Source organism: Gordonia desulfuricans NBRC 100010 (assembly GCF_001485495.1).
In the GTDB taxonomy this organism is placed as follows: domain Bacteria; phylum Actinomycetota; class Actinomycetes; order Mycobacteriales; family Mycobacteriaceae; genus Gordonia; species Gordonia desulfuricans.
This window is the reverse complement of record NZ_BCNF01000126.1, coordinates 1-24,413: the sequence shown is the minus strand read 5'-3', so window position 1 is coordinate 24,413 and position 24,413 is coordinate 1. Positions and strand designations below refer to the sequence as shown.

The 24,413-nt window shown below is 68.4% G+C and carries 23 protein-coding genes and 1 pseudogene; 9 read left to right on the top strand and 15 right to left on the bottom strand.

Annotation, left to right across the window (positions count from 1 at the left end; translation table 11 throughout):
- Nucleotides 1-151: 151 nt before the first annotated feature.
- The 4 genes from GD1_RS19335 to GD1_RS19320 form a co-directional block, all read right to left on the bottom strand.
- Nucleotides 152-853, bottom strand: a complete 702-nt coding sequence (locus GD1_RS19335; protein WP_059039201.1) for a S1 family peptidase — start codon at nucleotides 851-853, stop codon at nucleotides 152-154.
- 113 nt (nucleotides 854-966) lie between these two features.
- A complete protein-coding gene (locus tag GD1_RS19330; protein WP_059039200.1) occupies nucleotides 967-1,776 on the bottom strand; it encodes a lytic transglycosylase domain-containing protein in 810 nt (269 codons plus the stop codon).
- A gap of 240 nt (nucleotides 1,777-2,016) precedes the next feature.
- Complete coding sequence (locus GD1_RS19325) at nucleotides 2,017-3,345, bottom strand: hypothetical protein (protein ID WP_157079555.1); 1,329 nt, start codon at nucleotides 3,343-3,345, stop codon at nucleotides 2,017-2,019.
- Nucleotides 3,346-3,468: 123 nt separating this feature from the next.
- Complete coding sequence (locus GD1_RS19320; protein WP_059039198.1) at nucleotides 3,469-4,326, bottom strand: NmrA family NAD(P)-binding protein; 858 nt, start codon at nucleotides 4,324-4,326, stop codon at nucleotides 3,469-3,471.
- Between the two features lie 137 nt (nucleotides 4,327-4,463).
- Here GD1_RS19320 and GD1_RS19315 point away from each other — a divergent pair, with 137 nt between their 5' ends.
- Nucleotides 4,464-4,907 carry a winged helix-turn-helix transcriptional regulator gene (locus GD1_RS19315; RefSeq protein WP_083534466.1) on the top strand — a complete coding sequence of 148 codons (444 nt, stop codon included), beginning with the start codon at nucleotides 4,464-4,466 and terminating at the stop codon, nucleotides 4,905-4,907.
- 16 nt (nucleotides 4,908-4,923) lie between these two features.
- On the opposite strand, the gene GD1_RS19310 is transcribed toward GD1_RS19315, so the two are convergent.
- From GD1_RS19310 to GD1_RS25695, 4 genes are all read right to left on the bottom strand, one after another.
- Nucleotides 4,924-6,243, bottom strand: a complete 1,320-nt coding sequence (locus GD1_RS19310; RefSeq protein ID WP_059039197.1) for a VOC family protein — start codon at nucleotides 6,241-6,243, stop codon at nucleotides 4,924-4,926.
- Complete coding sequence (locus tag GD1_RS19305; protein ID WP_059039203.1) at nucleotides 6,240-6,776, bottom strand: RNA polymerase sigma factor; 537 nt, start codon at nucleotides 6,774-6,776, stop codon at nucleotides 6,240-6,242. The genes GD1_RS19310 and GD1_RS19305 overlap by 4 nt, the downstream gene beginning before the upstream one ends.
- A 147-nt stretch (nucleotides 6,777-6,923) precedes the next feature.
- Nucleotides 6,924-7,244 (bottom strand): alpha/beta fold hydrolase, encoded by a 321-nt coding sequence (locus GD1_RS25700; protein ID WP_307190360.1) that lies wholly within the window; start codon nucleotides 7,242-7,244, stop codon nucleotides 6,924-6,926.
- Complete coding sequence (locus GD1_RS25695; RefSeq protein WP_307190359.1) at nucleotides 7,241-7,768, bottom strand: alpha/beta fold hydrolase; 528 nt, start codon at nucleotides 7,766-7,768, stop codon at nucleotides 7,241-7,243. The genes GD1_RS25700 and GD1_RS25695 overlap by 4 nt, the downstream gene beginning before the upstream one ends.
- 394 nt (nucleotides 7,769-8,162) lie before the next feature.
- On the opposite strand from GD1_RS25695, the gene GD1_RS19295 reads away from it, so the two are divergent.
- The 3 genes from GD1_RS19295 (at nucleotide 8,163) to GD1_RS19285 (ending at nucleotide 12,735) form a co-directional block, all read left to right on the top strand.
- Entirely contained in the window at nucleotides 8,163-10,709 is a 2,547-nt protein-coding gene (locus GD1_RS19295) for an ATP-dependent Clp protease ATP-binding subunit (protein WP_020791520.1), read from the top strand.
- A gap of 195 nt (nucleotides 10,710-10,904) precedes the next feature.
- Nucleotides 10,905-11,798: an enoyl-CoA hydratase-related protein gene (locus GD1_RS19290; protein ID WP_083534461.1), complete on the top strand. Its 894-nt coding sequence runs from the start codon at nucleotides 10,905-10,907 to the stop codon at nucleotides 11,796-11,798.
- A gap of 13 nt (nucleotides 11,799-11,811) precedes the next feature.
- Nucleotides 11,812-12,735: an SGNH/GDSL hydrolase family protein gene (locus tag GD1_RS19285; RefSeq protein ID WP_059039196.1), complete on the top strand. Its 924-nt coding sequence runs from the start codon at nucleotides 11,812-11,814 to the stop codon at nucleotides 12,733-12,735.
- Between the two features lie 283 nt (nucleotides 12,736-13,018).
- On the opposite strand, the gene GD1_RS19280 is transcribed toward GD1_RS19285, so the two are convergent.
- Both GD1_RS19280 and GD1_RS19275 read right to left on the bottom strand, forming a co-directional pair.
- A complete protein-coding gene (locus tag GD1_RS19280) occupies nucleotides 13,019-14,383 on the bottom strand; it encodes an acyltransferase family protein (RefSeq protein ID WP_059039195.1) in 1,365 nt (454 codons plus the stop codon).
- Between the two features lie 189 nt (nucleotides 14,384-14,572).
- Nucleotides 14,573-15,880 (bottom strand): MFS transporter, encoded by a 1,308-nt coding sequence (locus GD1_RS19275; protein WP_059039194.1) that lies wholly within the window; start codon nucleotides 15,878-15,880, stop codon nucleotides 14,573-14,575.
- A 37-nt stretch (nucleotides 15,881-15,917) separates the two neighbouring features.
- Here GD1_RS19275 and GD1_RS19270 point away from each other — a divergent pair, with 37 nt between their 5' ends.
- Complete coding sequence (locus GD1_RS19270; protein ID WP_059039193.1) at nucleotides 15,918-16,595, top strand: GntR family transcriptional regulator; 678 nt, start codon at nucleotides 15,918-15,920, stop codon at nucleotides 16,593-16,595.
- A 20-nt stretch (nucleotides 16,596-16,615) separates the two neighbouring features.
- Here GD1_RS19270 and GD1_RS19265 read toward each other — a convergent pair whose 3' ends face one another.
- Entirely contained in the window at nucleotides 16,616-17,185 is a 570-nt protein-coding gene (locus GD1_RS19265) for a TetR/AcrR family transcriptional regulator (RefSeq protein ID WP_059039192.1), read from the bottom strand.
- Nucleotides 17,186-17,401: 216 nt separating this feature from the next.
- Here GD1_RS19265 and GD1_RS19260 point away from each other — a divergent pair, with 216 nt between their 5' ends.
- Together GD1_RS19260 and GD1_RS19255 are read left to right on the top strand one after the other, a co-directional pair.
- Entirely contained in the window at nucleotides 17,402-18,139 is a 738-nt protein-coding gene (locus tag GD1_RS19260; protein WP_238403588.1) for a hypothetical protein, read from the top strand.
- A 71-nt stretch (nucleotides 18,140-18,210) separates the two neighbouring features.
- The gene (locus tag GD1_RS19255) at nucleotides 18,211-19,029 is read left to right on the top strand and encodes an SGNH/GDSL hydrolase family protein (protein ID WP_083534456.1); all 819 of its coding nucleotides are present in this window, start codon (nucleotides 18,211-18,213) and stop codon (nucleotides 19,027-19,029) included.
- Here the strand turns inward: GD1_RS19255 and GD1_RS19250 are convergent.
- The 4 genes from GD1_RS19250 to GD1_RS19235 all read right to left on the bottom strand — a co-directional run bounded on the left by GD1_RS19250 (nucleotide 19,016) and on the right by GD1_RS19235 (nucleotide 22,934).
- Nucleotides 19,016-19,846, bottom strand: coding sequence for an HpcH/HpaI aldolase/citrate lyase family protein (locus GD1_RS19250; protein WP_059039190.1), 831 nt, complete (start codon nucleotides 19,844-19,846; stop codon nucleotides 19,016-19,018). The two genes, GD1_RS19255 and GD1_RS19250, sit on opposite strands and share 14 nt — an antisense overlap.
- Complete coding sequence (locus GD1_RS19245) at nucleotides 19,846-20,709, bottom strand: HTD2 family dehydratase (protein WP_059039189.1); 864 nt, start codon at nucleotides 20,707-20,709, stop codon at nucleotides 19,846-19,848. Before GD1_RS19245 ends, GD1_RS19250 begins: the two co-directional genes overlap by 1 nt.
- A 10-nt stretch (nucleotides 20,710-20,719) precedes the next feature.
- Nucleotides 20,720-21,877 carry an acyl-CoA dehydrogenase family protein gene (locus GD1_RS19240; protein ID WP_059039188.1) on the bottom strand — a complete coding sequence of 386 codons (1,158 nt, stop codon included), beginning with the start codon at nucleotides 21,875-21,877 and terminating at the stop codon, nucleotides 20,720-20,722.
- 109 nt (nucleotides 21,878-21,986) lie between these two features.
- Nucleotides 21,987-22,934 carry a GlxA family transcriptional regulator gene (locus GD1_RS19235; protein ID WP_059039187.1) on the bottom strand — a complete coding sequence of 316 codons (948 nt, stop codon included), beginning with the start codon at nucleotides 22,932-22,934 and terminating at the stop codon, nucleotides 21,987-21,989.
- A 122-nt stretch (nucleotides 22,935-23,056) separates the two neighbouring features.
- Between GD1_RS19235 and GD1_RS19230 the strand changes: the two genes are divergently transcribed.
- Both GD1_RS19230 and GD1_RS19225 read left to right on the top strand, forming a co-directional pair.
- Nucleotides 23,057-23,689 carry an isochorismatase family protein gene (locus GD1_RS19230; RefSeq protein WP_020793505.1) on the top strand — a complete coding sequence of 211 codons (633 nt, stop codon included), beginning with the start codon at nucleotides 23,057-23,059 and terminating at the stop codon, nucleotides 23,687-23,689.
- Nucleotides 23,690-23,920: 231 nt separating this feature from the next.
- Nucleotides 23,921-24,413: pseudogene (locus tag GD1_RS19225) on the top strand (HNH endonuclease); the annotation flags it as partial.

Here is a 24,413-nt window from a genome sequence, read left to right as displayed (position 1 = left end):
TCTCCGCAGCCTACCTTGGGCGGTGACCAGCGGCGAGGTGGTCGCGTTGGTGTGCTCGGCCGGTGGGGAGATGCCAACGCCGGACCCCTCGATGCAAAAAGCCGTGCGGATCACGGAGATCCGCACGGCTGATGTGCTGTGGTGGGTCTGGTCAGATCGGGCGGAACCCGGCGCCAGGGCCGCCGCTGCGGTCGAGGGCGGCGGCGATGGTGGCCCACTTGGTGGCGACCATCGGGGTGAAGACCGGGATGGCGGGATGCGCGCAGGCGATGGCGATCTCGGAGTTGGTCAGCGGGATGCGGACGTACTGGCCGCCGGTCAGCATGCCGACGAGGCGGTTGCCCTGCACCACGGGTGCACCGGAATCGCCTGGTGCGCCACAGACATAGCCGAAGCCGATGTTGCGGGTCTGGCTCAGCACCGGGCCGCAGGTGTGGCCGGTGGTGCGTCCCGACTTGCAGACGGTGGCGCCCTGACCCGGGAAGGCTCCGGTGCGGGCGATCGTCGAACCGCCGAAGTTGCGGGCCCCGTAGACCTTTGCCGAATCGAGTGCGATCACGGCGTAGTCGACGGACTTGTCGACGGCGACGACCCGGCCGATGGTGCCGGCACTGGTCTTGTTCTCGAGCTGGATGCGTGAGCCGATGTTGCCGCAGTGTCCCGCGGTGATGCCGACGAAGCGTCCGGCGCGGTCGTGCCCGACGGAGGTCATGGTGCAGGCACCCTTGCCGTCGATCACGATGGCACTGCCGCCGCCGACCGCCAGGCGCGGTGCGGCCTGGGCGGTGCCGGTCGGGATGAGCAGTGCTGCCAACCCGATGAGTGGGATCGCGATCCGCAGAAGGCGTCGCATGTGTCTCCGATCCGTTGAGGCCTCAAGTAGTTCACGATAATGAACTCCTGGGCAACCTTAGCGGCTCCGACGTGCCTGTCGATCACCGAACACGATGCCGCCCGCCGTCGAGCTCAGTACCCGCGAGCGTAGCCGAGAACGTCGGACACATAGGTCATGGAGTTGTTGTAGCGCAGCACCGCGGTGGTCTGGGACGCCACATTCCGCAGGTCCAGATGGCCGTCGCACAGGTAGCGCGCGGTGGTGAGTGCGGCGTCGAAGATGTTCTGCGGATCGGCCACACCGTCCCCGTTGCCGTCGGCGGCGTACTTCTTCCACGTGGACGGGATGAACTGCATCGGGCCGACGGCGCGGTCGTGCACCGAGTCGCCGTCGAGTGCGCCACCGTCGGTGTCGGTGATCACCTGGTTGCCGGCCAGCGAGCCGTCCAGGGTGGGGCCGAAGATCGGGGTCTTCAGCTCGCCGTTCGCGGCGATGTCACCGTTGTTGGCATGGTGGGACTCCACCCGGCCGATCCCGGCGACGAGCTTCCAGTCGATCCCGCACGTCGGTTGGGTGCGCGCGATGGTGTCGGCGGCCGCCCGGTAGGCGCGGTAGTTGATCGCCGGTACGTCGCCGTCGGTGACGCTCGCCGGGAGCGGGTCTGCGGCCGGCGGAGCGGATGTCTGGGTCTGTGCGACCGGGGACGGGATCACCGCCGTGGGCGATGCCGGGGCCGGCGTCGACGAGGACGACTGTGCGACCGGCTGGGCGGTGACCGACGAAGTGGCGGCGGGAGCGGCGACGCTCGGTCCGGCACCGTCATCGGTGGTGGCTGCTGCGGCCGCGGCGACGACGCCGACGAGCGGGACCAGCGCGGTGGCCGCCAGCGGGCGGTGGGAGCGCTGCAGCAGCGGGATGCGGGGTTTGGAATGCTTACCCAACGAAACGACCTCAATGTCTGGAACTCGGAGTGGATGCGCGTCGGACATGGGTGCGCACCTGGACCGCAGGCGACGGTACACGTGAACGTTGCCGTTCCGTTATCGCGGCGTTATCGAATCCTGGGAGCCAGATGAGTGGTCGCTGCGGCATCGCAGGTCATCGGTGATGCCGGTCCAGTGACTGTGAGACCGGCCACATGGTGGTACTGCGGTACCTCTGAACTGCTCGAATCGGTCAGATCAGTGCGGCCGCAGCATGCTCAGCGTGGTGCCCTGCTCGAGGACGACGAACCCGTCGACGACGCGGGCGCGGCCGAGGATCGGCTCCGCCCATGCGACCGAGCCCCGCGCGGGATCGAAGGCCGTGATCTGTCCGCCGTTCGCGAAGACGAGCAAGCCGCCGGTGGACCCCACACAACGCAACTGGTCGATGTTGGTGTCCGGTGACTCGATGTCGGGTTCGGGCAGGTTGCCGAGATGGCTGCCGTCGGCGAGCGCGTACACCGCCCGCGACCGGTCCTTGAGCGCGAAGGCGACATAGGCGCCGCACGGGCGGGTGTTGGCCTTCGACAGCTCGGGATCGGTGATCTGCCAGAGCGCGCGGCCCTGCGCGGGATCACGGATCTCGTACTCGCCCTGGGTGGCCTCCATCTGTGCCTGTCCGGTCGCGGTGAGCACCGGCAGCGTGGACGCACCCGGCACCACCCGCAGCCCCGCCGACCGTGCCGTCGGTTCCGGCGACAGCGTGCCGTCGCTCACCGCGTAGGTGTCCACCCCCCGGGTGTCGAGTCCGTCGTGGGAGACCGCGATACCGGTCGGATAGGTGGTGATCGAACACTGTGAGCAGTGCAGCAGGTCGCGTCCGGTGGCCGGGTCGACGAGGAACTCGGTGGCGTCGTTGGTCGAGATCTGCAGGAGTCCGTTGTCGGTGACCTGCGCCGATGCCGTGGCCGCGAACGAGCGGGACCACACCTCGTCGCCGTCGACGGTGCGCATCGTGACCCGGTACCCGGACTGGTTGATCCGCAGGAACGACGATCCGACGCCGACCACCGAATGGGTGTCGTCGAGTGGGGTCGGACGGGTGGGGGTGCCGTCGTCGTCGACCAGATAGAAGGCATCGGGCAGCGCGGTCACGTCGACGGCGCAGCCGACCACGCCGTCGGCGGTGATCGCACAACTGCCGGTGCCGACCTTGAGCGGGGCCTTCCATATCGGATGACCCGATCCGCGCTCGATCAGCAGGTAGGCGCGTCCGATCCCGGACGGATAGGAGATCAGCCACCGATCCCCATGTGTGCCGGCCACCTCGATCCCGGCGTCGGAGCTGTAGTCGGGAAGGTCCTGCGACGAGAGCGTCCAGGCGGTGTCGGGGGTCGACGGATACGAGCGGAGCTGACCGGCGGTGTATCCCGACGACGGGCGGTCGGGGCTACCGATCGCCAGCACCCCGCCTGCGGTCGCGATCAGGGCGGCCGCGAGGACGAGCGCCACGGTGCCGATCCCGAAGGGCACGCGTGCGCGGAGACTGCGGAGGCTGGATCGGACGCGGCCGGACCGGGTGGGCATGGCCATCAGTCAATCAAAGGGATCGGCCGTTTCGGGTGTGCGACCTGCCGCCGACCCATGACGGACGGCCGCCGCCGTCGGAGAGGGTTGCTCTCCGACGACGGCGGCCGGGGGTCGGGACGATCAGGCGAGTGCGGTGCGCAGGACCTCGACGAGCGGCGTCGACGGGCGGCCGAGCAGGGTCTGCAGGGCGGTCGACTCGGAGTCGAGGGCGCCCTGGGTGATCCCGGTGTCGGTGCCGGCCAGGAATCCGGCGAACTGTGCCGGGATGCCGGACTTCTCCAGCGCGGCGGCGTAGTCGGCCTCGGTGAGGTTCTGGTAGGCCACGGCAGTGCCGGTGGCCTCGGTGATCGCGGCGGCGATCGCCGCATAGTCGAGGTGCTCGGACCCGGCGAGCTCGTAGACCTCGCCGCCGGTCGCGGTCACCAGTGCGGCTGCGGCGGCCCCGGCATAGTCGGCCCGCGCGGCGCCGGCGATCTTGCCGTCACCGCCCGCGCCGTAGAGCACCCCGCTCTCGAGTGCGGCCTGCGCTCCGGACAGGAAGTTCTCCCAGTACCAGCCGTTGCGCAGCAGGACGGTGGGTATGCCCGACGCGGCGAGCGCCTTCTCGGTGCCCAGGTGCTCCTCGCGCAGTGCCAGCGGGGTGGAGTCGGCGCGCAGCAGACTGGTGTAGGCGATCAGGCCCACACCGGCGGTGACGGCCGCGTCGATGACGTTGCGATGCTGCGGAAGACGCTGTCCGACCTCCGAGCTCGACACCAGCAGGAGGCGATCGACGCCGGTCAGCGCGGTCTGGAGGGCGGCCGGGTCGGTGTAGTCGGCGACGCGGACGGTGACGCCTGCGCTCTGCAGGGACTGTGCCTTCGCCGTGTTGCGGACGACGGCGACGATGTCGGCGGGTGCGACCCCGCGGTCGATCAGGGCGTCGACGGCGAGTCCGCCGAGTGCTCCGGTGGCTCCGGTGACGGCGTAGGTGGTCATGGTGTCCTCCTCGAACGGTGGGGCCGACAATCGGCTACCCGGCAATCATTCACTTACTATTCGTATAGTGCAACCATCACGATGCTGTACACCCGGAATCAGTAGCACTGCGGCCAGAGGTGGCATAGAATCCGGGCATGTCCGCCGAGTTCTCGTCTTCCGAACCCGCGTCGCCCGAATCCGGCGATGGTCTGACGCCGGAGTTCGCCGACACCCTCGAGGCCGACGTCTTCGCCCGCAACTGTGCCTCTCGTGATGTCCTGCAGAACGTCACGAGCCGGTGGGGCCTACTGGCCCTGGCCGCCCTGGCCGAGGGAGAACTGCGTTTCAGTGCGCTGCGGCGACGGGTCGACGGTGTCAGTGAGCGCATGCTGTCGCAGACCCTGCACACCCTCGAACGCGACGGATTCGTGACCCGAACCGTGTTGCAGTCCATCCCGCCCAAGGTGGAGTACTCGCTCACCGACCTCGGCGCCGACGTGGCCGGACGGCTGACCGCCATCATCGAACTCGTCGAGGGGCGCGTCGACGACGTCTCCCACGCGCGCCGGGAGTACGACGCGCGCGGGGATCGTCCCTAGGGTCGGCGGCGGGTCGTCAGAACAGCTGGCCCAGGTAGAACCGGGCGCCCTGGTCGTCGGCACACAGTGCGGTCGCCCCGTAGGGTTGGCGTGACGGCTCGTCGATCACGGTCCCGCCCGCGGCGCGAACCCGCTCGACCGCGGTGTCGACGTCGGTGACATTCCACATCGGCACCGCCACCGATTCGTCTGCGCCGCCGGCGATCCCGATCTGCGGATGCACGTCGTCGACCTCCCAGCCGTCCTCGATCCGGCCCGGGCGGAACGTCCAGCCGAGCACCGCCCGATAGAACGCGCGCAACCGTGCCGAGTCGGGGGTGTGCACCGTCAGATACGACAGGCCGCCGACGTCACGGGGATGCTGCTCGGGCCGCTCGTCACCGGGTTCCGGTGTGTAGACGGCGAATTCGACGCCCTGATCGTCGATCGCGTCGAGTCCGTGCGGATCGTCGACGGCACGCCCTCCGGCCCGTTCGACGGCGGTGCGTGCGGCGTCGAGATCGTCGACGGCATAGGCGCAGAACACCGTCTGCGGGCCGTCGGTGTGGACGATGGCCAGCGGATGCGCCGCATTGGTCACCCGCCGCGTACCGGCGTCGAACTCCCACCCGAGGACCGCGCCGTAGAAGCGTGCCGCCCGCGTGACGTCGTGGGTCTGGACGGAGACGAATCCGATGTCGCCCACATGGATTCGATCCGGATCGGGTGCGGCCGACAGCATCGGTCCGGTGAGCATCCACCGGTGCCCGAACGGGTCGACGATCACCGCGGTCCGGGTGCCGTGCGCCTCGTAGGGTTCACGGCTGACGATGGCATCGCCGCGGCGTGCGCGGTCGAGGGCCGAGTCGGTGTCGTCGACCGCCAGCATCAGACTCACCGACACATGCCCCGGTGCCGGAGCGCGCAGACCCATGTCCGGGAACTCCTGCGCGAGATAGACCACACCACCGCCCATCTCGAGTTCGGCATGGCCGATCCGGTTGTCGTCCATCAGGATCGGATCACCTCGCAGGTGCGCGCCGAGGTGGGTGACATACCAGTCGATCGCCGCCCGGCCGTCGGCGACGGCCAGATACGGCAGTGCGCCGGGCCGCTCGACCACCGGGGTGGTGGCAGCGGGTTCGGTTGCGGTGCTGGACAGTTCGTGTTCGAGGGCGGTGGTGTCCACGATGACTCCTTCGGGTAGCCGGGCGCCGCGTTCGAGTCGCTCGCGCAGTCGGCGGGCGAAGTCGGGGTCGGGTGCCAGCGGGATGGGATGGTCGGCGGAATCGGTTGCGCGCAGTGCGGTGAACGCGTCGTACGGTGTACCGGCGCCGGTCCGGTCGTGCGGGTTCATGCGCGACTTCCTTCCCGGCCGATCCCGACCGACCGATCGGGGTAGGCCGCGCGGAAGGCCCGCTTGGCCCGGGTGAGCAGTGCCTCGGTGGCCCCCACCCCGCGGTCGAGTGCGGCGGCGCACTCGGCGACCGGCAGATCGTCGACGTAGCGCAGGGTCAGCACCGCCCGATGGACGGGCGTGAGCTGCGCGAGGGTGTGGTGGGCGAGTATCCGGTCGAGGTGGATGTCCCACTCGTCACCGTCCGGCGGTGGGTCGGGGAGTTCGTCGACCGGTTCCGGGGTGCGCTGGACCCGGCGCCAGTGGTCGGCGAGTTTGTGTCGGGCCACCCCGATCAACCACGCGACACCGGGGGTGAGGGTCGGATCACGCCGCACCGTGTCCAGGGCGGCGAGGAACGTCTCCGAGGTCACGTCCTCGGCGACCCGACGATCCGGACAGCGGCGGTACACATAGCCGAACACCGCGGGCAGGGCGTCGTCGTAGACATCCAACAAGGCCTGTCCGCCACGAGCCCCCGCACCGCGGCCCACGGGGGCGTCCCCCGTGCCGCGGGTCTCGGTGCCTTCGGATTCTAGGCCGCTCACACCTTCATCGTCGTTCCCGGACGCGGGAACCCGACGCGGGTCGGGCAGAAAATATTTCGGCGCCGCCGCCGGCCGGGTTCGGGATCGGCGGGTCTAGGCACCGGCCACGACGGCGTCGACGACGGCCTGCGGCCGATCGAGTGCGACAAAGGTGCGCGCGCCGCGCACCGCGGTGAACGTCGCCTGGCTGAAGACGGCGGCGAGGCGACGGCCCAGCGCCGGCCGGAAGGCCTTGTCGTCGGCGCCCCACACCACCGACACCGGGATGGTCAGCCGGGACAGCCGGGGAGTGGTGCCGGCCAGTTCGGTGCGGTCGATCGCGTCGAGGAAGGCGACGAAGTCGTCGCGGATCGCGGGGTCGGTGCGCAGCGGCTCGAACACCGAGCGGGTGTACTCGGCGTCGGGGTTCGTCACGAGCAGACCCAGGCAGATCGGGGAGTGGCGCAGGGCGCGCACCTGCATGGGCCGGCGATCAGCGGACGGAGCAGCCGCCGTCGACGGAGCAGGGCGAAGATCAGCCGGAACGGCTGCGGCGGGAACTGGTCGAAGGCGTCGCAGTTGGTGAACACCACCCGGCCGACGAAGTCCGGGTCGGCGTCGAGGGCGAACTGGCAGATGGCGCCACCGGTGTCACAGCCGACGAGGGTGGCGTCGGTGAGTCCGAGTTCGGTGACCAGCTCGCGCACGAGTGCCGCCGCCCCGCGCGGGGAGCGGTCGTGCGCCGGACCCCACGGGATGTGGTGGGCGCCGAGCGGCAGGGTCGGGAGCACGCTGCGATATCCGGCGGCGGCGAGCAGGGCGGCGACCGGTTCCCACATCCGTCCGTCGACCGCCACGCCGTGCACGAACAGCACCGGCGGGTGCGGCGACGACTCGGGGCCGGTGACGCGGTACTCGACGGTCCCGGACCGAAGGTGGGCGACGAGTGGTGAACCCATGGTGGACTCCGATGGTCTGATCCCGGTCACTGACGAACGCTCGTCACGAAAGCTACGGACGGTTCGCGCAGAAGTCCACGAATCGACCCATCCTGCCGGTGGACGACGCGAAAACAGGGTCCTGCGGCCCCCGACGTGCCCGTTCGCTCACGGCGTAGCGAACCCGGAACAGGCCCGGACGCTGGGCTGTTGTACATCTCGATGCCCGAACGTCCCCCGATTCACCCACAACCGGGGCGGGCGTTAACTGTAGGTGCACTCCATGCGACCACTAGAGTGGAAGCAGGACGGTCGTCGTGTACCCGACACCGCCACGATGGTCGCCATCGTGGTCCGGTTCCCGGGGTACCGGGAGAGCATGACGACCTGGGCGACAGCGAAATGAGGGAGAACAATGTTCGAACGGTTCACCGACCGCGCTCGACGGGTTGTCGTGCTCGCCCAAGAAGAGGCGCGGATGCTCAACCACAACTACATCGGCACCGAGCACATCCTGCTCGGCCTGATCCACGAGGGTGAGGGTGTCGCCGCGAAGGCACTCGAGTCGCTCGGCATCTCCCTGGAAGGCGTTCGCAGCCAGGTCGAGGAGATCATCGGTCAGGGCCAGCAGGCACCGAGCGGGCACATCCCGTTCACCCCTCGGGCCAAGAAGGTCCTCGAGCTGTCGCTGCGCGAGGCGCTGCAGCTCGGCCACAACTACATCGGCACCGAGCACATCCTGCTCGGCCTCATCCGCGAGGGCGAGGGCGTGGCCGCACAGGTGCTGGTCAAGCTCGGCGCCGACCTCAACCGGGTCCGCCAGCAGGTCATCCAGCTGCTGTCGGGGTACCAGGGCAAGGAGCCGCAGGAGGCCGGCACCGGTGGCCGCTCCACCGAGGCGGGCACCCCGTCGACCTCGCTGGTCCTCGACCAGTTCGGCAGAAATCTGACCGCCGCCGCGGCCGAGGGCAAACTCGACCCGGTCATCGGCCGGGAAAAAGAGATCGAACGGGTCATGCAGGTGCTGTCTCGACGCACCAAGAACAACCCGGTGCTGATCGGTGAGCCGGGCGTCGGCAAGACCGCCGTCGTCGAGGGCCTCGCACAGGCCATCGTCAACGGCCAGGTCCCCGAGACGCTCAAGGACAAGCAGCTCTACACCCTCGACCTCGGTTCACTGGTCGCGGGCAGCCGCTACCGCGGTGACTTCGAGGAGCGCCTGAAGAAGGTGCTCAAGGAGATCAACACCCGCGGCGACATCATCCTGTTCATCGACGAGCTGCACACGCTCGTCGGCGCAGGTGCCGCCGAGGGCGCGATCGACGCCGCGAGCATCCTCAAGCCGAAGCTGGCCCGTGGCGAGCTGCAGACCATCGGTGCCACCACCCTCGACGAGTACCGCAAGTACATCGAGAAGGACGCCGCCCTCGAGCGACGCTTCCAGCCGGTGCAGGTGGGCGAGCCGTCGGTGGAGCACACCATCGAGATCCTCAAGGGTCTGCGCGACCGGTACGAGAGCCACCACCGCGTGTCCATCACCGACGGTGCACTCGTCGCGGCGGCCACCCTCGCCGACCGCTACATCAACGACCGGTTCCTGCCGGACAAGGCGATCGACCTGATCGACGAGGCCGGCGCGCGCATGCGCATCCGCCGGATGACCGCGCCGCCAGACCTGCGCGAGTTCGACGAGCGGATCGCCGACGCCCGCAAGGAGAAGGAGTCCGCGATAGACGCGCAGGACTTCGAGAAGGCCGCCGGGCTGCGCGACAAGGAGAAGCAGCTCGTCGCCGAGCGCGCTGAGCGTGAAAAGCAGTGGCGCAGTGGTGATCTGGACATCGTGGCCGAGGTCGACGACGAGCAGATCGCCGAGGTGCTCGGCAACTGGACCGGTATCCCCGTGTTCAAGCTCACCGAGGAGGAGACCACCCGTCTGCTCCGTATGGAGGAGGAGCTGCACAAGCGGATCATCGGCCAGGAGGACGCGGTCAAGGCCGTCTCCAAGGCCATCCGCCGCACCCGCGCCGGTCTGAAGGACCCGCGTCGCCCGTCCGGCTCGTTCATCTTCGCCGGCCCGTCCGGTGTCGGTAAGACCGAGCTGTCCAAGGCACTCGCCAACTTCCTGTTCGGCGAGGACGACGCGCTCATCCAGATCGACATGGGCGAGTTCCACGACCGCTTCACCGCGTCGCGTCTGTTCGGTGCCCCTCCCGGGTACGTCGGTTACGAAGAGGGCGGCCAGCTCACCGAGAAGGTGCGCCGCAAGCCGTTCTCGGTGGTGCTGTTCGACGAGATCGAGAAGGCCCACTCGGAGATCTACAACACCCTGTTGCAGGTCCTCGAGGACGGTCGCCTGACCGACGGTCAGGGCCGCACGGTGGACTTCAAGAACACCGTCCTGATCTTCACCTCGAACCTCGGTACCTCCGACATCTCGAAGGCCGTGGGACTGGGCTTCAGCAAGGGCGACGACACGCAGTCGAACTACGAGCGGATGAAGCTCAAGGTCAACGACGAGCTCAAGAAGCACTTCCGGCCCGAGTTCCTCAACCGTATCGACGACGTCATCGTGTTCCACCAGCTCACGAAGGACGAGATCATCGAGATGGTCGATCTGATGATCGCCCGTGTCGAGAAGCAGTTGAAGAACAAGGACATGGACATCGAGCTCACCGAGAAGGCCAAGGCGCTGCTCGCGCGGCGCGGCTTCGATCCGGTGCTCGGCGCCCGTCCGCTGCGTCGCACCATCCAGCGTGAGATCGAGGATCAGCTCTCCGAGAAGATCCTGTTCAACGAGCTGACCCCCGGTCAGATCGTGCTGGTCGACGTCGAGGACTGGGACGGCGAGGGCGACGGTGACGGCGCCAAGTTCACCTTCGTCGGCTCGGAGAAGCCGCGCGAGGTGCCCGACGCACCGGTCGAGCTCAGCAAGGCCGGTGACGGCAGCGCCGACGTGGGCTGACGGACAACCTGATTGACCCGACGACGCCCGCCGCATCCACCCGGATGCGGCGGGCGTCTCGGTGTGGAAAGGGTCTGCCGATCTCCGCGCCCGGTCGGTGCCGGACGTCGGGTTGCCGGGTTGCCGCGATGATCGGGGCGGATGTGACGGTGGTTACCATCGAGTCCGAGAACCGCTTGTGGCAGAGGAGCATCGATGGCAGACACCGGACGGGTCATCAGCGTCGACCGTGACGACGAGATCGCGATCATCACCCTGAACCGCCCGGATCGGCTCAACGCCTTCACCACCGAGATGGGTGCGGAGATCCGCACCGCACTCGACGAGATCGACGCCGACGACGCGGTGCGCGCCGTGGTGTTCACCGGGGCCGGACGAGCATTCTGTGCCGGTGCCGACCTGGGTGCCGGCGCGTCCACCTTCGAGCTCGACTCCGATGGTGGTGTGCCGCGCGACGAGGGTGGCCGCCTGACCCTGCGCATCTTCGAATCCCTCAAACCGGTGGTGATGGCGATCAACGGTCCGTCGGCTGGTGTCGGTGTCACCATGACCCTGCCCGCCGATGCCCGGATCGCCTCCGAGAACGCCCGATTCGGCTTCGTCTTCACCCGCCGGGGACTGGTCCCCGCGGCCTGCTCGAGCTGGTTCCTGCCGCGTCTGGTCGGGCTGCCGACAGCGCTGCGCTGGACGATGGGCGGACAGATGGTCCCGGCGTCGGAGGCACTCGAGGCGGGACTGGTGCAGCAGGTGGTGCCGCCCGAGCAGGTGCTGCCGACGGCGATCGCGACCGCCCGTGAGATGACCCGCGGGACCGCTGCGGTGTCGGTGGCGCTGACCCGACAACTGTTGTGGCAGATGGCCGGAGCGCCGAGCCCGTGGGACGCACACCGTGCCGACTCGGCGGCGATCTACTTCCGCGGCACCATGCCCGACGTGGCCGAGGGGGTGACGGCGTTCCTCGACAAGCGCGACCCGGTGTTCACCGACACCGTCTCAGCCGACCTGCCCGAGATCTTCGGAGTGGAGCTGGAGCCAACACGTGGTGGACCCGACACCACGGATCCGCCCTCGGGGCATCCGGATATGTGAGACTGGGACGGTTATGTCGCGCGCACTCTTCTACCGTGGCGCGACGGCCCTCGCTGCTTTGGCCGTCGCGGCCGTCGTCGTACTCCCGGGGAGTGCGAGCGTGCAGCATGCCGTCGCCGGTCCGGTGTCCACCGTCGCCGCGTCCCAGCACGACGACCTGCCGACCACACCGGCGCCGGCCCCGGCGAAGTATGTGGCACTGGGCAGTTCGTACGCGGCCGGTCCGGACGGACCGGAGTCGCTGTCGAACCGATGCCTGCGCACCTCCGACAACTACCCGCACCAGGTGGCCGGCGCACTGGGCATGACGCTGATCGACGCGACCTGTTCGGGTGCCACCACACGCAACATCCTGTCGGTACCCCAACGATTCACCGCACGACCGCAGATCGACGCCGTCACCCCCGACACATCGCTGGTCACCATCACCACCGGCGGCAACGACGTCGGCTATGTGCAGCGTCTGCTCGCGATGAGCTGCCGCAACGTGACACCGGCGGTGGCCAAGGAGGTCGCCGCCCGCACCTGCGCGCTCGGTCATCCGATCGCCGAACCGGGCCCGGAGCGCTTCGCCGAGGCCGAGTGGGCGATGTACGAGACGGCGCTGGCGGTCAAGGCGCGCGCCCCGCATGCGCGCGTCGTGTTCGTCGACTACCCGCCGGTTGTCCTCGCCGGCGAGCGCGCGTGCCCGCTGCTGCCGTTGAAGCCGGAGGAACTCGCCGCCACCGTCCGCGTGTACGACGAACTCGCCGCGGCCACCGCGCGTGCGGCCGAGTCATCGGGATCGCAGTTGGTGCGCACCGCACCCGCCGCGACCGGACACACCGTGTGCGCGTCCGACCCGTGGCTCAACGGCTTCGAGCTACCCATCCCGTATCACCCGAACGACGCCGGCAAATCGGGTGTCGCGAGTCTGGTCATCGACGCCCTGCGCTGAGACGGAGCGTAGCGACGGACGCTCCGGTGATTGATCCGACGAGGAGCGTAGCGACGAGGCGTGGCGCCCCGGTGTTCGAGCCGATGAGCAGCGCTGGTGACGTGGCGTGACACCCCGATGATCGAGCCGATGGGCAACCTTGGCGATGTGGCGTGACCCCCGGTGATTGAGCCGACGAGGAGCGTAGCGACGAGGCGTGTCGAAATCTCCGCCGGCCGAGTTCGAGTGGTGACCCCAGGCGGGATACGCCGGGTGCCGGATCAGACCCGGCACCCGACCACGGTCACACGGTCTCTTCGGCGACCTTGCCCTCGCGCACCTGGCGCCAGTAGACGAGCGCCATCGAGAACACCAGGAAGGCGCCGGTGGCGGCGATCAGGTTGCCGGCCCACATCTCGAAGCCGAGGCGCACGATCACGCCGATGACGATGCCCATCAGGCCGACGGCGGTCGACCGCCCGGCGTTCTGTATGCGCCAGTCGATGCGGTTGCGTCCGGTCGTGATCAGGCTGATCGGGCTGCGACGCAGGGTCTCGACGATGAACACGGTGAGCGCCACGGTCGCCAGGTAGGCGATGATCACACGCGGCACGGCGGGTAGCGAGGTGGTGGCGACCTGGGGCAGCAGCGCGTACAACGCCAGTGCATGCGCCAGGTAGATGCCGAACGAACGGTCCGATGCGGTCCGCATCAGGCGGTCGGGGATCGACCCGGGGGTACGACGTTCCTGCCAGATGGTGCCCAGCGCGTACAGGATGATGATGATCGCGATGAAGGCCCACATGTTGTGGAGCATGAACACGTTGGTCGCGCGGAACAGGTCCTCGCCCTGGTCGACGGTGTACAGGTAGTACAGCCAGGTCGCGAGCATGACCACCAGGCCGCCGGCGATCAGCTGCCAGCGCCAGCGCTTGATGAATCCCTGGAATGCCTCGAAGTGCATGGCCGCCACACAGCCGGCGAAGATGAAGAACTGGTACGGGATGATCGTGACGACCAGGTGGCTCCAGATCTCTCCCTGGATGCCCCAGGTGAGGAACGACAGCGGCGGCCGCACCATCATGTACATCACCGTCATCTGGATGATGAAGCTGATCGCGAGCAGATACCGGTGGTGGCCCCACGTCCGCTTGAGCACCCACAGCACCAGCGGGAACACCAGATAGATCTGCATGCTCACCGACAAGAAGTACAGGTGGTAGGCGGCGTGACCGGTGATCAGGTCGTAGACGATGCTCTTGACCGAGCGTTCCACCGCGTCGAAGCTGTTCCACGCGTTGGTGATCGCGTCGACGCCGCCGAACTTGTACCGCGTGTAGAACCAGTAGAACAGGCTCCAGGTGACGAACGGCAGGCCGATCAGCTTGTAGCGTCGGCGCCAGAACTCGGTCGCCTTGAGGTCGCGCTTGCGGTACTGGTAGGTCAGGACGAAGCCGGTGAGCGCGAAGAACCCGTACCGGGTGTAGCGCAGGAACATCTCGATCGCGCCCGCGGCCACGTTGGTGGGGGCGGTGACGCTGAGCATCACGTGGTCGAGGATGACCCCACCGAAGGTGACCAACCGGACGAGGTCGATCTGGTAGAGGTGCTTGTCCTTCTTCTTCGCCGGTGGCGCCGGGGTGGCGTCCGCCGCGGTGGCGTGCGTCATGTCCTGTTCGGGTGTATCCAACGATTTCGGTGCCTGCGGTGACGATGTACCGGCCGAGGGCTGTTCGGTGACGATCGGTCTTCCTCCGTCCGGTGTGTTCCGGCGCGATATGGTGCCGCGCGGGTTCGGGTAGGCAGGCTACTCCGCATTCCTGTGAGCCCTGAAATCAGACAGGCCCCGTCGAGGGGTTCATCGGGGGTCTCCTCGGACGTCGTCGGTGGCCTGCAGGCGTGCGACGGGGCGTCGTCGGGCGGTGGCGCGCCACCCGATCAGACCCACCACGGCGGCCACGAAACAGGCCGCGGCTCCAACCGCGAGGCCGATGCGGGCCCCGGCCGCCTCGGAGATCCAGCCGATGATGGGACCACCGATCGGCGTCGACCCCATGAACGCCACCGACCACAGTGCCATCACCCGTCCCCGCATCTGTGGTTCGGAGTTGAGTTGCAGGGTGGCGTTGCCGGTGGAGAGGAACGACACGCTGAGCCAGCCGGTGAAGAACAGTGCCACGATCGCCATCCACAGCTCGGGGACGACGGCGGTGATCGTGATGGTGATGCCGAAGCCCACCGCGGCGAGGGTGAGTGTGCGCAATCCGATGGTGCCGCGGGCGGCGACGATCAGTCCGCCGACCACCGCGCCGACCCCCATCGACGCGGTCATGAACCCGAATGCCTGGGGTCCGCCGTCGAAGGCGTCCTTGGCGGCGGCGGGCAGTGACACCTGGAACTCGTAGGCCAGGGTGCCCACCACGCCCATCATCGCCAGCGGCACCCACAGCAGCGGTTCCCGCGCGACGTAGGCGAAACCCTCACGAAGTTGTCCGCGGGCTCGGGTGATCGGTGTCTCCGGGGTGATCTCGTCGGTCCGCAGACTCACCAGGGAGATGACGACGGCGACGAAGCTGGCCGCGTTGATCGCGAAGCACCAGCCGGCGCCGACCGCGGCGAGCACCACGCCGGCGACGGCCGGGCCCACCGCGCGGGCGGCGTTGACCATGACGGAGTTGAGCGTGACGGCGTTGCGGATCAGGTCGTTGCCGACGATCTGGTGCAGAAAGGCCTGCCGGGCGGGATTCTCGAAGGCGTTGCCGAGTCCGAGGAGGACGGCGAGGACACCGACATGCCAGACCTGTACCCAGCCGCCGAGTGCCAGGACGGCCAGGATCACCGCCAGCACGCCCATCGCCGACTGCAGCACGATCATCGTGCGCCGGCGATCGAGGCGGTCGGCGAGGACTCCGGCGTATGGGCCGAAGAGCAGGATGGGCAGCGCCTGCAGGGCGACGATCAGGCCGAGGACCGCCGCGGAGTCGCTGAGGGTGAGGACCAGCCATGCCTGCGCGGTCGCCTGCATCCAGGTGCCGACCAGTGAGAGTGTCTGACCGGCGAAATAGAGGCGATAGTTACGGACCCGGAACGATGCGAACATGCCGCGTTGCTCGACGGGTTCCCGACGCCCGGGCTCCTCGGCCTCGGGAAGTCGGTGTGTGGTCATCGGTGTTCACTGTAGGCCCTGCACTACTCTATAGACTATGGTCCGCAAGTCCGGGGCGCGGGCGCCGCGCACCGTCCGACGACGCCCACGGCTGTCCGACGAGGTGTCGGAGTACGTCCGCGAGCTGATCGTGTCCGGGCAGCTGAAGCCGGGGGAGTTCATCCGCCCGGAGAACGTGGCCGACGAACTCGGGGTGTCGGCGACACCGTCGCGCGAGGGGCTGCTCTCGTTGCAGAGCGAGGGACTGCTGCGGGTGGAACCGCGTCGTGGATTCGTGGTGGCACCGCTGAGCGGGGACGACATCGAGGACGTCTTCGCCGGGCAGGCACTGCTCGCCGGGGAACTCACCGCACGCGCCACGCCCCGGCTCTCCGACGACGATCTCGCGCGACTCGAGCAGCTTCAGGAACAACTCGAGACCGCGGCCGCAGCTGCCGACGGCGACGAGGTGGAACGGCTCAACCACGAGTTCCACCGCACCATCTATCGGGCCGCCGGTTCCCCCAAGCTGTCGTGGATGATCAAGTCCTCGTTGGGTTATGCGCCGCGACGGTTCTTCGCCTCGGTGCAGGGATGGCCGGAGGCGTCGGCGCACGATCATCGTGCCATCCTCGACAGCCTGCGGGTCCGGGATCCCGACGGCGCCCGTGGCTCGATGACCGATCACGTCCGCAAGGCCGGGCAACTCCTCGCCGAGCATCGTCGCGGGGAGTAGGGGCAGGCGGAGAATCTGCATCAGGGCTGGGGCGGGTTCACCGTTCCGGGCTCGGCGCGTGCACCGGCGATCGCGAATCGCACGCAGGTGTCGACGAGTTCGTCGTCGAGCGGGCGATCCACGAGGATCGCGCGGAGATAGGCGGGCGCCACCAGGGTTTCGATCAGTCTGAACGCATCGGTGCCGGCGGGGAGCTCGCCCCGTGCGATCGCCCGCTTGACGATCAGGGTGGAGTTGGCGAACCGCCGGGAGAAGAAGGCGTCCTTGGCGGCGGCGACGGTGGGGTCGTCGTCGTCCATCGCGGCCGCACCGCGGACCACCCGCATCACCTCGCGGCGGCTCAGCAGCGCGACGACCTGTTCGAGGAGCTCTCGCAGGTCGTTCTCGAGTGACCCGGTGTCGGGTAGCGGGTTGTCGTCGTCGGCGAGCTTCAGCAGCGCGGCGGCGGCGAGGTGATTGGTACTCGGCCATCGCCGGTAGACGGTGGTCTCCGCGACCCCCGCGGCCTGGGCGACGCCGCGGATGGTCAGGCCCGGGAGTCCGTGCTCGAGCAGCTGGTCCAGTGCGGCCGTGGCGACGGCGTCCTGCACCCGCGCCGACCGTCCGCCCGGGCGCCGCCGGGGCGGAGCCGGTGATGCAGGCCCGGATGATGCAGGCCCGGACGCCGCGGTGGAGGAGGGGGGATTGGGCTCCGGCACGATCACCAGCATCGCAGGGTGCCGGTCGCGCCCGACGTCGGCACGCCCGTTGACGACTCTCGGGACCTGGGCTACCGTCCATTAACGAAAGGCGACCTAGCGTTAGGTATGGATATGTCAGTCCCGGAGTTGGCAATCGTCGCCAAGATCGGCCGCGAGATGTTCCCGCGAGCCGATGTGCTCGCCTGGGAGGACGAGCGTATCGACGCCGCGGCCGGAAAAGTTGGCGTCGGTGCCCCGGCCCCGGCGCCCATCGCCGAGCGGCGCGAAGCCTGGCTGCACACCAAACAGGAACTCGGCAGCGACGAACTGCTGCGGCGCCTCGGTCGTGACACCACCATCGCCGACGCGATGGGGCGACTGGCGAAGATCTCGGGCCGTCGGCGCCGGAGTGTCACCGAGCTGTTCGTGCCGGGCGGCTCGGCGCACCAGTTCACCGAGTGGTTCACCGCGATCACCATCGCCTCCGACGAGGCGGCGCTGCTGCGGGCCTGCCCCGACCACTTCGTGCTGCGGATGTACAACGGCACCCAGCAGGTGCTCGAGACCAACGGCGGCAGCCCGTTCGCGGCGTTGTTCGACATCGACTACGACGATGTCTCCTCGCTCACCACACCTGTCGACGTGCAGTTCCCGGACCGGCTCGACGGTGTCGCCCGCGGATCGGACGGTACGGCCATCGGAGGTGTCCGCCACCAGTTCCGCGACACTTCCGACGGCGTCCACGCACGGGTCCTGGTGGAGTTCCCGCTGACCGTGCCCGGCAGCGTGGTCCGTGGCCACCGCTGGCATCTGGCGTGCGAGTTCTCCAACTGGTTCGAGGCCGCGATCGCGGATGCGGCCTGACCGTGGGCGACCGAGGAGCCGGCCCGAACGCCGGAATACGTTCTACCGCCACCGATCCCGAGGGAGAGTCGATGCGTGATCGATCAGGACGACCGGTGGCGGACACGTCGCCGGTCGCGGAGACCGTGCCGTTCCGCTACGCCGCTGTCGGCGACAGCTTCACCGAGGGTGTCGGCGACCCGCGACCGAACGGCCAGATGCGGGGCTGGGCCGATCTCGTGGCGGAGGGGATCGCGAACACGCTCCGCACACCGATCGGCTATGCCAACGTCGCGATCCGGGGACGGCTGCTGGATCCCATCGTCGACGACCAGCTGCCGACCGTGCTGAACCTCGACCCGCCGCCGACGCTCGTCACGTTCAACGGTGGCGGCAACGACATGCTCCGCCCGAACTTCGACGTCGGCACGCTCGGTGAGCGGACCGAGGAGGCGATCGGCGCCTGTGCCGCGGCCGGGGTGCGGCTGGTGCTGCTCAGTGGGCCCGACCCGTCGTCGCGGTTGCCGTTCGGGTCGGCTGTCGGTGTCCGCGGCGCGCAGTACACGGCGGTACTCGCCGACCTGGCACAGCGCCATGACGTGACCTTCGTGGACCTGTTCAACACCACCGCGCTTGCCCATCCGGGCTACTGGTCGTCGGATCGGATCCACCTGAATCCGCAGGGGCACCGCCGGGTCGCCGCCGAGGTGCTCGCCACGGTGCTCGAGGTGACCTCGGACGTGACCCATCCGCCTGCCGAGGCGTCGCCCCGGCCATGGGATGCCGTCACCTTCGGATGTAATCACCTGCTGCCCTGGGTGATCAGGCACGCACGGGGACGTTCCTCCGGCGACCTGATCGAGCCCAAGCACGACGACTGGGAAGTGATCGGTCCGGCTACGCTGAGGTGATCGCGGCGACGATCCGCTCGGCGCGTGCGACGACCGGCGAATCCACCATGTGTCCGTCGACCGCCACCGCCGACGAGTCCGACGATGCCGCGTCCAGAATCGAACGCGCCCAGGCGATCTCCTCCTCGGATGGGGCCAGGCAGGTGTGTACGGTGGCGACCTGCGCCGGATGGATGCACAGTTTGCCGGTCAACCCGATCCGGGCGGCATAGGTCACGTCGTCGACGAGTTTGTCGGTGTCGCGCAACGCGGTGGTGACCCCGTCGACAGGCGCACCGATCCCGGCCGCGGCCGATGCCGTGGCCAGGGTCGACCGTGCGAACAGCAGTGCCTCACGGTCTTCCGGGTCGGCTCCCACCTGCACGGCGAAGTCGATCGCACCGAAGGCGATGCGCACCACACCGTCGAGGTCGGCGATGGCCGGGGTGGTGAGGATTCCGCGTGCGGTCTCGACCAGCGGGATCACCGGCGCACCGGTGGCGGCCGCCACCGCGGCCACCTCGTCGGGGAACTGGGCCTTGGCCAGCACCACCGGCGCCGAGAGCCGTTGCGCAAGAGCGACATCGTCGTCATGCCACGGGGTTCCGGCGGCGTTGATCCGGATCACCGCGGAATTGCCTGCACCGAACCACTCGGCGATGTGCGCACGGGCGGCCGGCTTGTCGTCGGGGGAGACGGCGTCCTCGAGGTCGATGATCACCACGTCGGCACCGGCGCCGGCGGCCTTGTCGAACCGTTCCGGCCGGTTGCCCGGAACGAACAGGAATGTCCGTGCGGTGGAAAGGATCTGCGCGGTGGGCGCAGCCGTCGTGGTCATCAGAACTCTCCCTTTCCGGAGACGTGCACCGTGCCGTCGCCCGTGATCACCTGCAATGTGACGATGCCGTCGTCCCCCGGGGCGCCCTCGACGCGGAACCGATCGCCGGCGAACAGTGGACGTTGAAGTCGAAACGAGAAGGTGCGCAACGACGTCCCGCCGTTGTTGGCGCGAGCCAGCTCGGCCAGATAGGTGGCCAGCAGCGGTCCGTGGACGACGAGATCGGGATAGCCCTCCACCTCGCTCGCATACGGCAGGTCGTAGTGGATGCGGTGGGAGTTGGAGGTCAGCGCCGAATACCGGAACAGGGTCGGCGGCGCCGGGGCGGGCTCGGCAGTCCACGCAGCGGTGGCCGGGGCGAGCTCGGCGGCCGGCCGCTCGAATGTCGTCGTGTGCCCGGAGTCGCTGCGGTACACCAGATCCTGCTCCTCGGAGAGCAGCGTCGTGCCGTCCTGGACATAGGTGGTGGTGACGGTGACGAACAGCAGGTCGCCGGTACGGCCGTGCTTCTCGGCGATGTTCGTGATCGCCGAGCGCTTCTCGGTTCGGACACCGAGGCGCAACGGCGCGGTGGAGGTCATCCGCGACCCGGCGAACATCCGTCGGCGGTCGGGGATCGGTGGCAGGGAATGCCCCTCGGCGGGATGGCCGTCGGCCCCGAGTGCGGCGGTCGCCGGCCACTCGGAGAAGTAGATCCAGTGCCACGGCAGCGGCAGCGCGTCACCGTCGGCGAAGGTGTCGGGGAGGTCGAGGGTGCGCGCGAGGCGGGTGGCCTGCGCCGGATCGAGCCGGTCGGTCTCGACGGTGGGTTCGGGGTTCCAGCCGGCGATGTGATCGCCCAGCGTCGGTGGGGTGTTCGTCACGACAGTCCTCTCAGAGATCGAGCCCGCCGCGCTTGACGAGCTGTTTGGCGATCACGTTCTGCTGGATCTCATTGGTGCCTTCGCCGACGATCATCAGCGGGGCATCGCGGAAGTACCGTTCCACATCGTATTCGGTGGAGTATCCGTAGCCGCCATGGATCCGGACGGCGTCGAGGGCGATCTCCATGGCGGTCTCCGAGGCGAACAGTTTGGCCATGCCGGCCTCCATGTCGCAGCGCTCACCGGAGTCCAGGCGTGCGGCGGCGTCCAGGAGCAGGCTGCGGGCGGCGGCGAGTTTGGTGCCCATGGTGGCCAGCATGTTGCCGACCGCCTGGTGCTGCCAGATCGGCCGGCCGAAGCTCTCCCGTTCCTGGGCGTAACGCAGCGCGTCGTCGAAGGCCGCGCGGGCGACGCCGGTGGCGCGGGCGGCCACCTGGATGCGGCCGGTTTCCAGCCCCTTCATCATCTGGGCGAATCCCTTGCCCTCGGTGCCGCCGAGCACCGCGTCGGCGGGGACGCGGGCGTCGACGAAGTTCAGCTCGCAGCTCTCCACGCCCTTGTAGCCGAGTTTGGGGAGATCCTTCGAGACGGTGAAGCCGGGGACCTTCTCGACCAGCAGGATCGACACACCCGTGTGGGCGGGTTCGGCGGCGGGGTCGGTCTTGCACATCAGCGCGACCAGGCCGGACTTGCGCGCATTGGAGATCCAGGTCTTGGACCCGTTTATCACGTACCCGTCACCCTCGCGACGTGCGTGGGTCTTCATTTTCTGCAGGTCCGAGCCGCCGCCGGGTTCGGTCAGCGCCATGGTGGCGCGCAGTTCGCCGGTGGCCATCCGGGGCAGATACTTCTGCTTCTGCTCTTCGGTACCGAAGGTCAGGATCAGCTTGGCGACGACGGTGTGGCCGCCCATCGCCCCGGCCAGACTCATCCAACCGCGGGCGAGTTCCTCGGTGACCTGGGCGTAGCAGGGCATCGACACCTGGGCGAACCCGTACGGCTCGGGGATGGCCAGGCCGTAGATGCCCATCTCCTTCATCGTCTCGATGAGGTCCTCGGGATAGGTGTTGGCGTGTTCGAGCTCGCGCACGACCGGACGGACCTGCTTGTCCACGAAGTCGCGCACGGTCGCGACGATCGCCTGTTCCTCGGTGGACAGTGTGGGCATGGGAGCCTCCTGGCTGTTCCTGGGGCGTCTTCTGGCCGACCCATTCTCTATGAAACATAGACTATAGAGTTTGGCTCCGGAAGTCACCCGCGATCTGACCATCCACAGGTCAGGGCTGGAATCGGTGTCGGTACGCCGACGGCGCGACCCCGTATCGTGCGACGAAGTTCTGCCGGAACGTCACCTCACTGGCGAAGCCGCAGGTGTGGGCGATCTGGCGGAGGTCGTGGTCGGTGGTCTCGAGCAGTGAGCGCGCAGCCTCGAGACGTTGCTGCACTACCCAGCGGGCCGGCGTGGTGCCGGTGTTCTCCCGGAAGTGGCGGAGGAACGTTCGGCGGCTCATCTGGGCACGCGCCGCCAGGCGGTCGACGCCGAGGTCGTCGTCGAGGTGGGTGAGCGCCCAGTCGAGCACGGCACTGACCGACGTCGGGTTCCCGGTCTCGGGCAGTGGTCGCTCGATGTACTGCGCCTGCCCGCCGTCGCGATGCGGGGCCACCACCATCCGGCGGGCGACGCGGTTCGCGAGGTCGGTCCCGCGGAGACGCCGGATTAGGTGCAGGCACGCGTCGATCGACGAGACGGTCCCGGCGGAGGTGATCACATCGCCGTGATCGATGTAGAGCACCGAGTCGTCGACGCTGCCGCATCGTCCGCGCCGGGCGAGGAGATCGGTGGCCAACCAATGGGTTACGGCACTCCGTCCGGCCAGGATGCCGGTGTCGGCGACGGCCACCGCGCCGAAACACAGACCCGCGACGACGGCGCCGCGCGCATGGGCCGCGCAGATCAGCGCGGTGAGATCGGCGTCGGGTTCGGGCCAGTGGTCGGGCCACGACGGGATGATCAGGATGTCGGCGTCGGTGATCGCCTCGGGTCCCGACACCCCGGTGAGCCCGTGCCCCTCGGCAAAGGACACGGCGTCGGGCGTCGTCGACCACAGGGTGATGCGCCAGTCCCCGGTGTCGGGGGCGAGATCGGCGGCGTCGCGGAACACCATCTGCGGTGCGGCGACGTGAAACATGCTGACGCCGTCGAAGACATAGATCGCGATGTGCATCGGTTCACCTCCGTGGCGCAATCTCATCGGAAATCGGCATTCGTGCCACTTCTGGGGACGACGATACCGCCGCAGACTGCTCACACGGGCCCGAAGACGAGCCCCTGCCGAAAGGAACTCCGATGACCGCACCCCGCCGAGCACTGGTGATCGTCGACGTCCAGAACGAGTACTTCCAGCCGCCCATGCAGGTCCAGTACCCGCCGGTCGACGACTCGCTGGCCAACATCCTCCGGGCCATCGACACCGCGACCGAGCAGGGCCTGCCGATCGTCGCCCTGCAGCACACGCTTCCGGCGGAGGCCCCGGTCTACGCCGAGGGCTCGCACGGCTGGAAACTGCACCCGGAGATCGAACGGCGGGTGCGTCCGGAGTGGAAGCTGGCGACCAAACAGTTCGGTACCGTCTTCGGCGGAACCGATGTGGCCGAATGGCTTTCGCAGAACAACGTCGACACCATCACGGTGGTCGGATACATGACCAACAACTGCGACCTGGCGACGGCGGCCGAGGCGGAGGTGCGCGGGTTGTCGGCGGAGATCCTCTCCGACGCCACCGGCGCGATCCATCTGGCCAACGACGCAGGCAAGGTGTCGGCCGAGGTCCTCCACAACACGCTGATGGTGCTCTACCACTCGAACTTCGCCGCCGTCGCCACCACCGGCGAGTGGCTCGACGCCGTCAATTCCGGTGCGGCACTGGCCAAGAGCAACCTCGTCGAGTCGGCGATCTCCGGAGCGCAGGCGCAGGGATGAGAAACGGGGGCCGATGCGCCCCGATCTGATCGACGCGGACGTCCTCGCCACGGCGAGGGCGTCCGTCTCGTCTCCCCGTCACGTTCGAGACCGATGTCCGCAACCACAACCGACAACCCCACGGGTGAACCCGAACCCCCAGGGTGAACAGCTTTCACAACTTATCCACAAATATTGTTCTGCTTGGCAATTCGTCTGATACTCGCACATGCATTCGCTACAATGGAACACATGCAGGGGGAACTGGAGACCATTCTCGACGCACTCATCGATTGTCGTTTCGACGACGATCCGACCGGGCCGGACGTGTTCACGGACATGCGGACACTGGTCACCATCAGGAATGTCGTGGATGCGTTGACCGCGGCCGGGGCCGGACATCTCGACAGGCTGGGGGTCGCACAGAATCACGGGCACAAACCGATCGCGTTGCTGATCGAGATGGGGCTGGCGCCCGCCGTTGCTGCGCGGATGCAGCGTATCGGGACGTCGGCGGTGGTGGAACGCACGCTGAAACATGCTGCTGACGGGGCGATCTCGGGTGAGCATGTGGATGCGATCGTGCGTGGGCTCAACCAGATCGGCTTGCGTGCAGGGGAGGCTCCGGATGCCGAGACCTGGGCCGAGCTCGAAGGCGACTTGTTGGCGCAGGTGTTGTCCGGTGCGAAGCCTGCTGAGGTGATGGCCCGGGCACACCAGTTGGGGGACCATCACTCGTCGGATA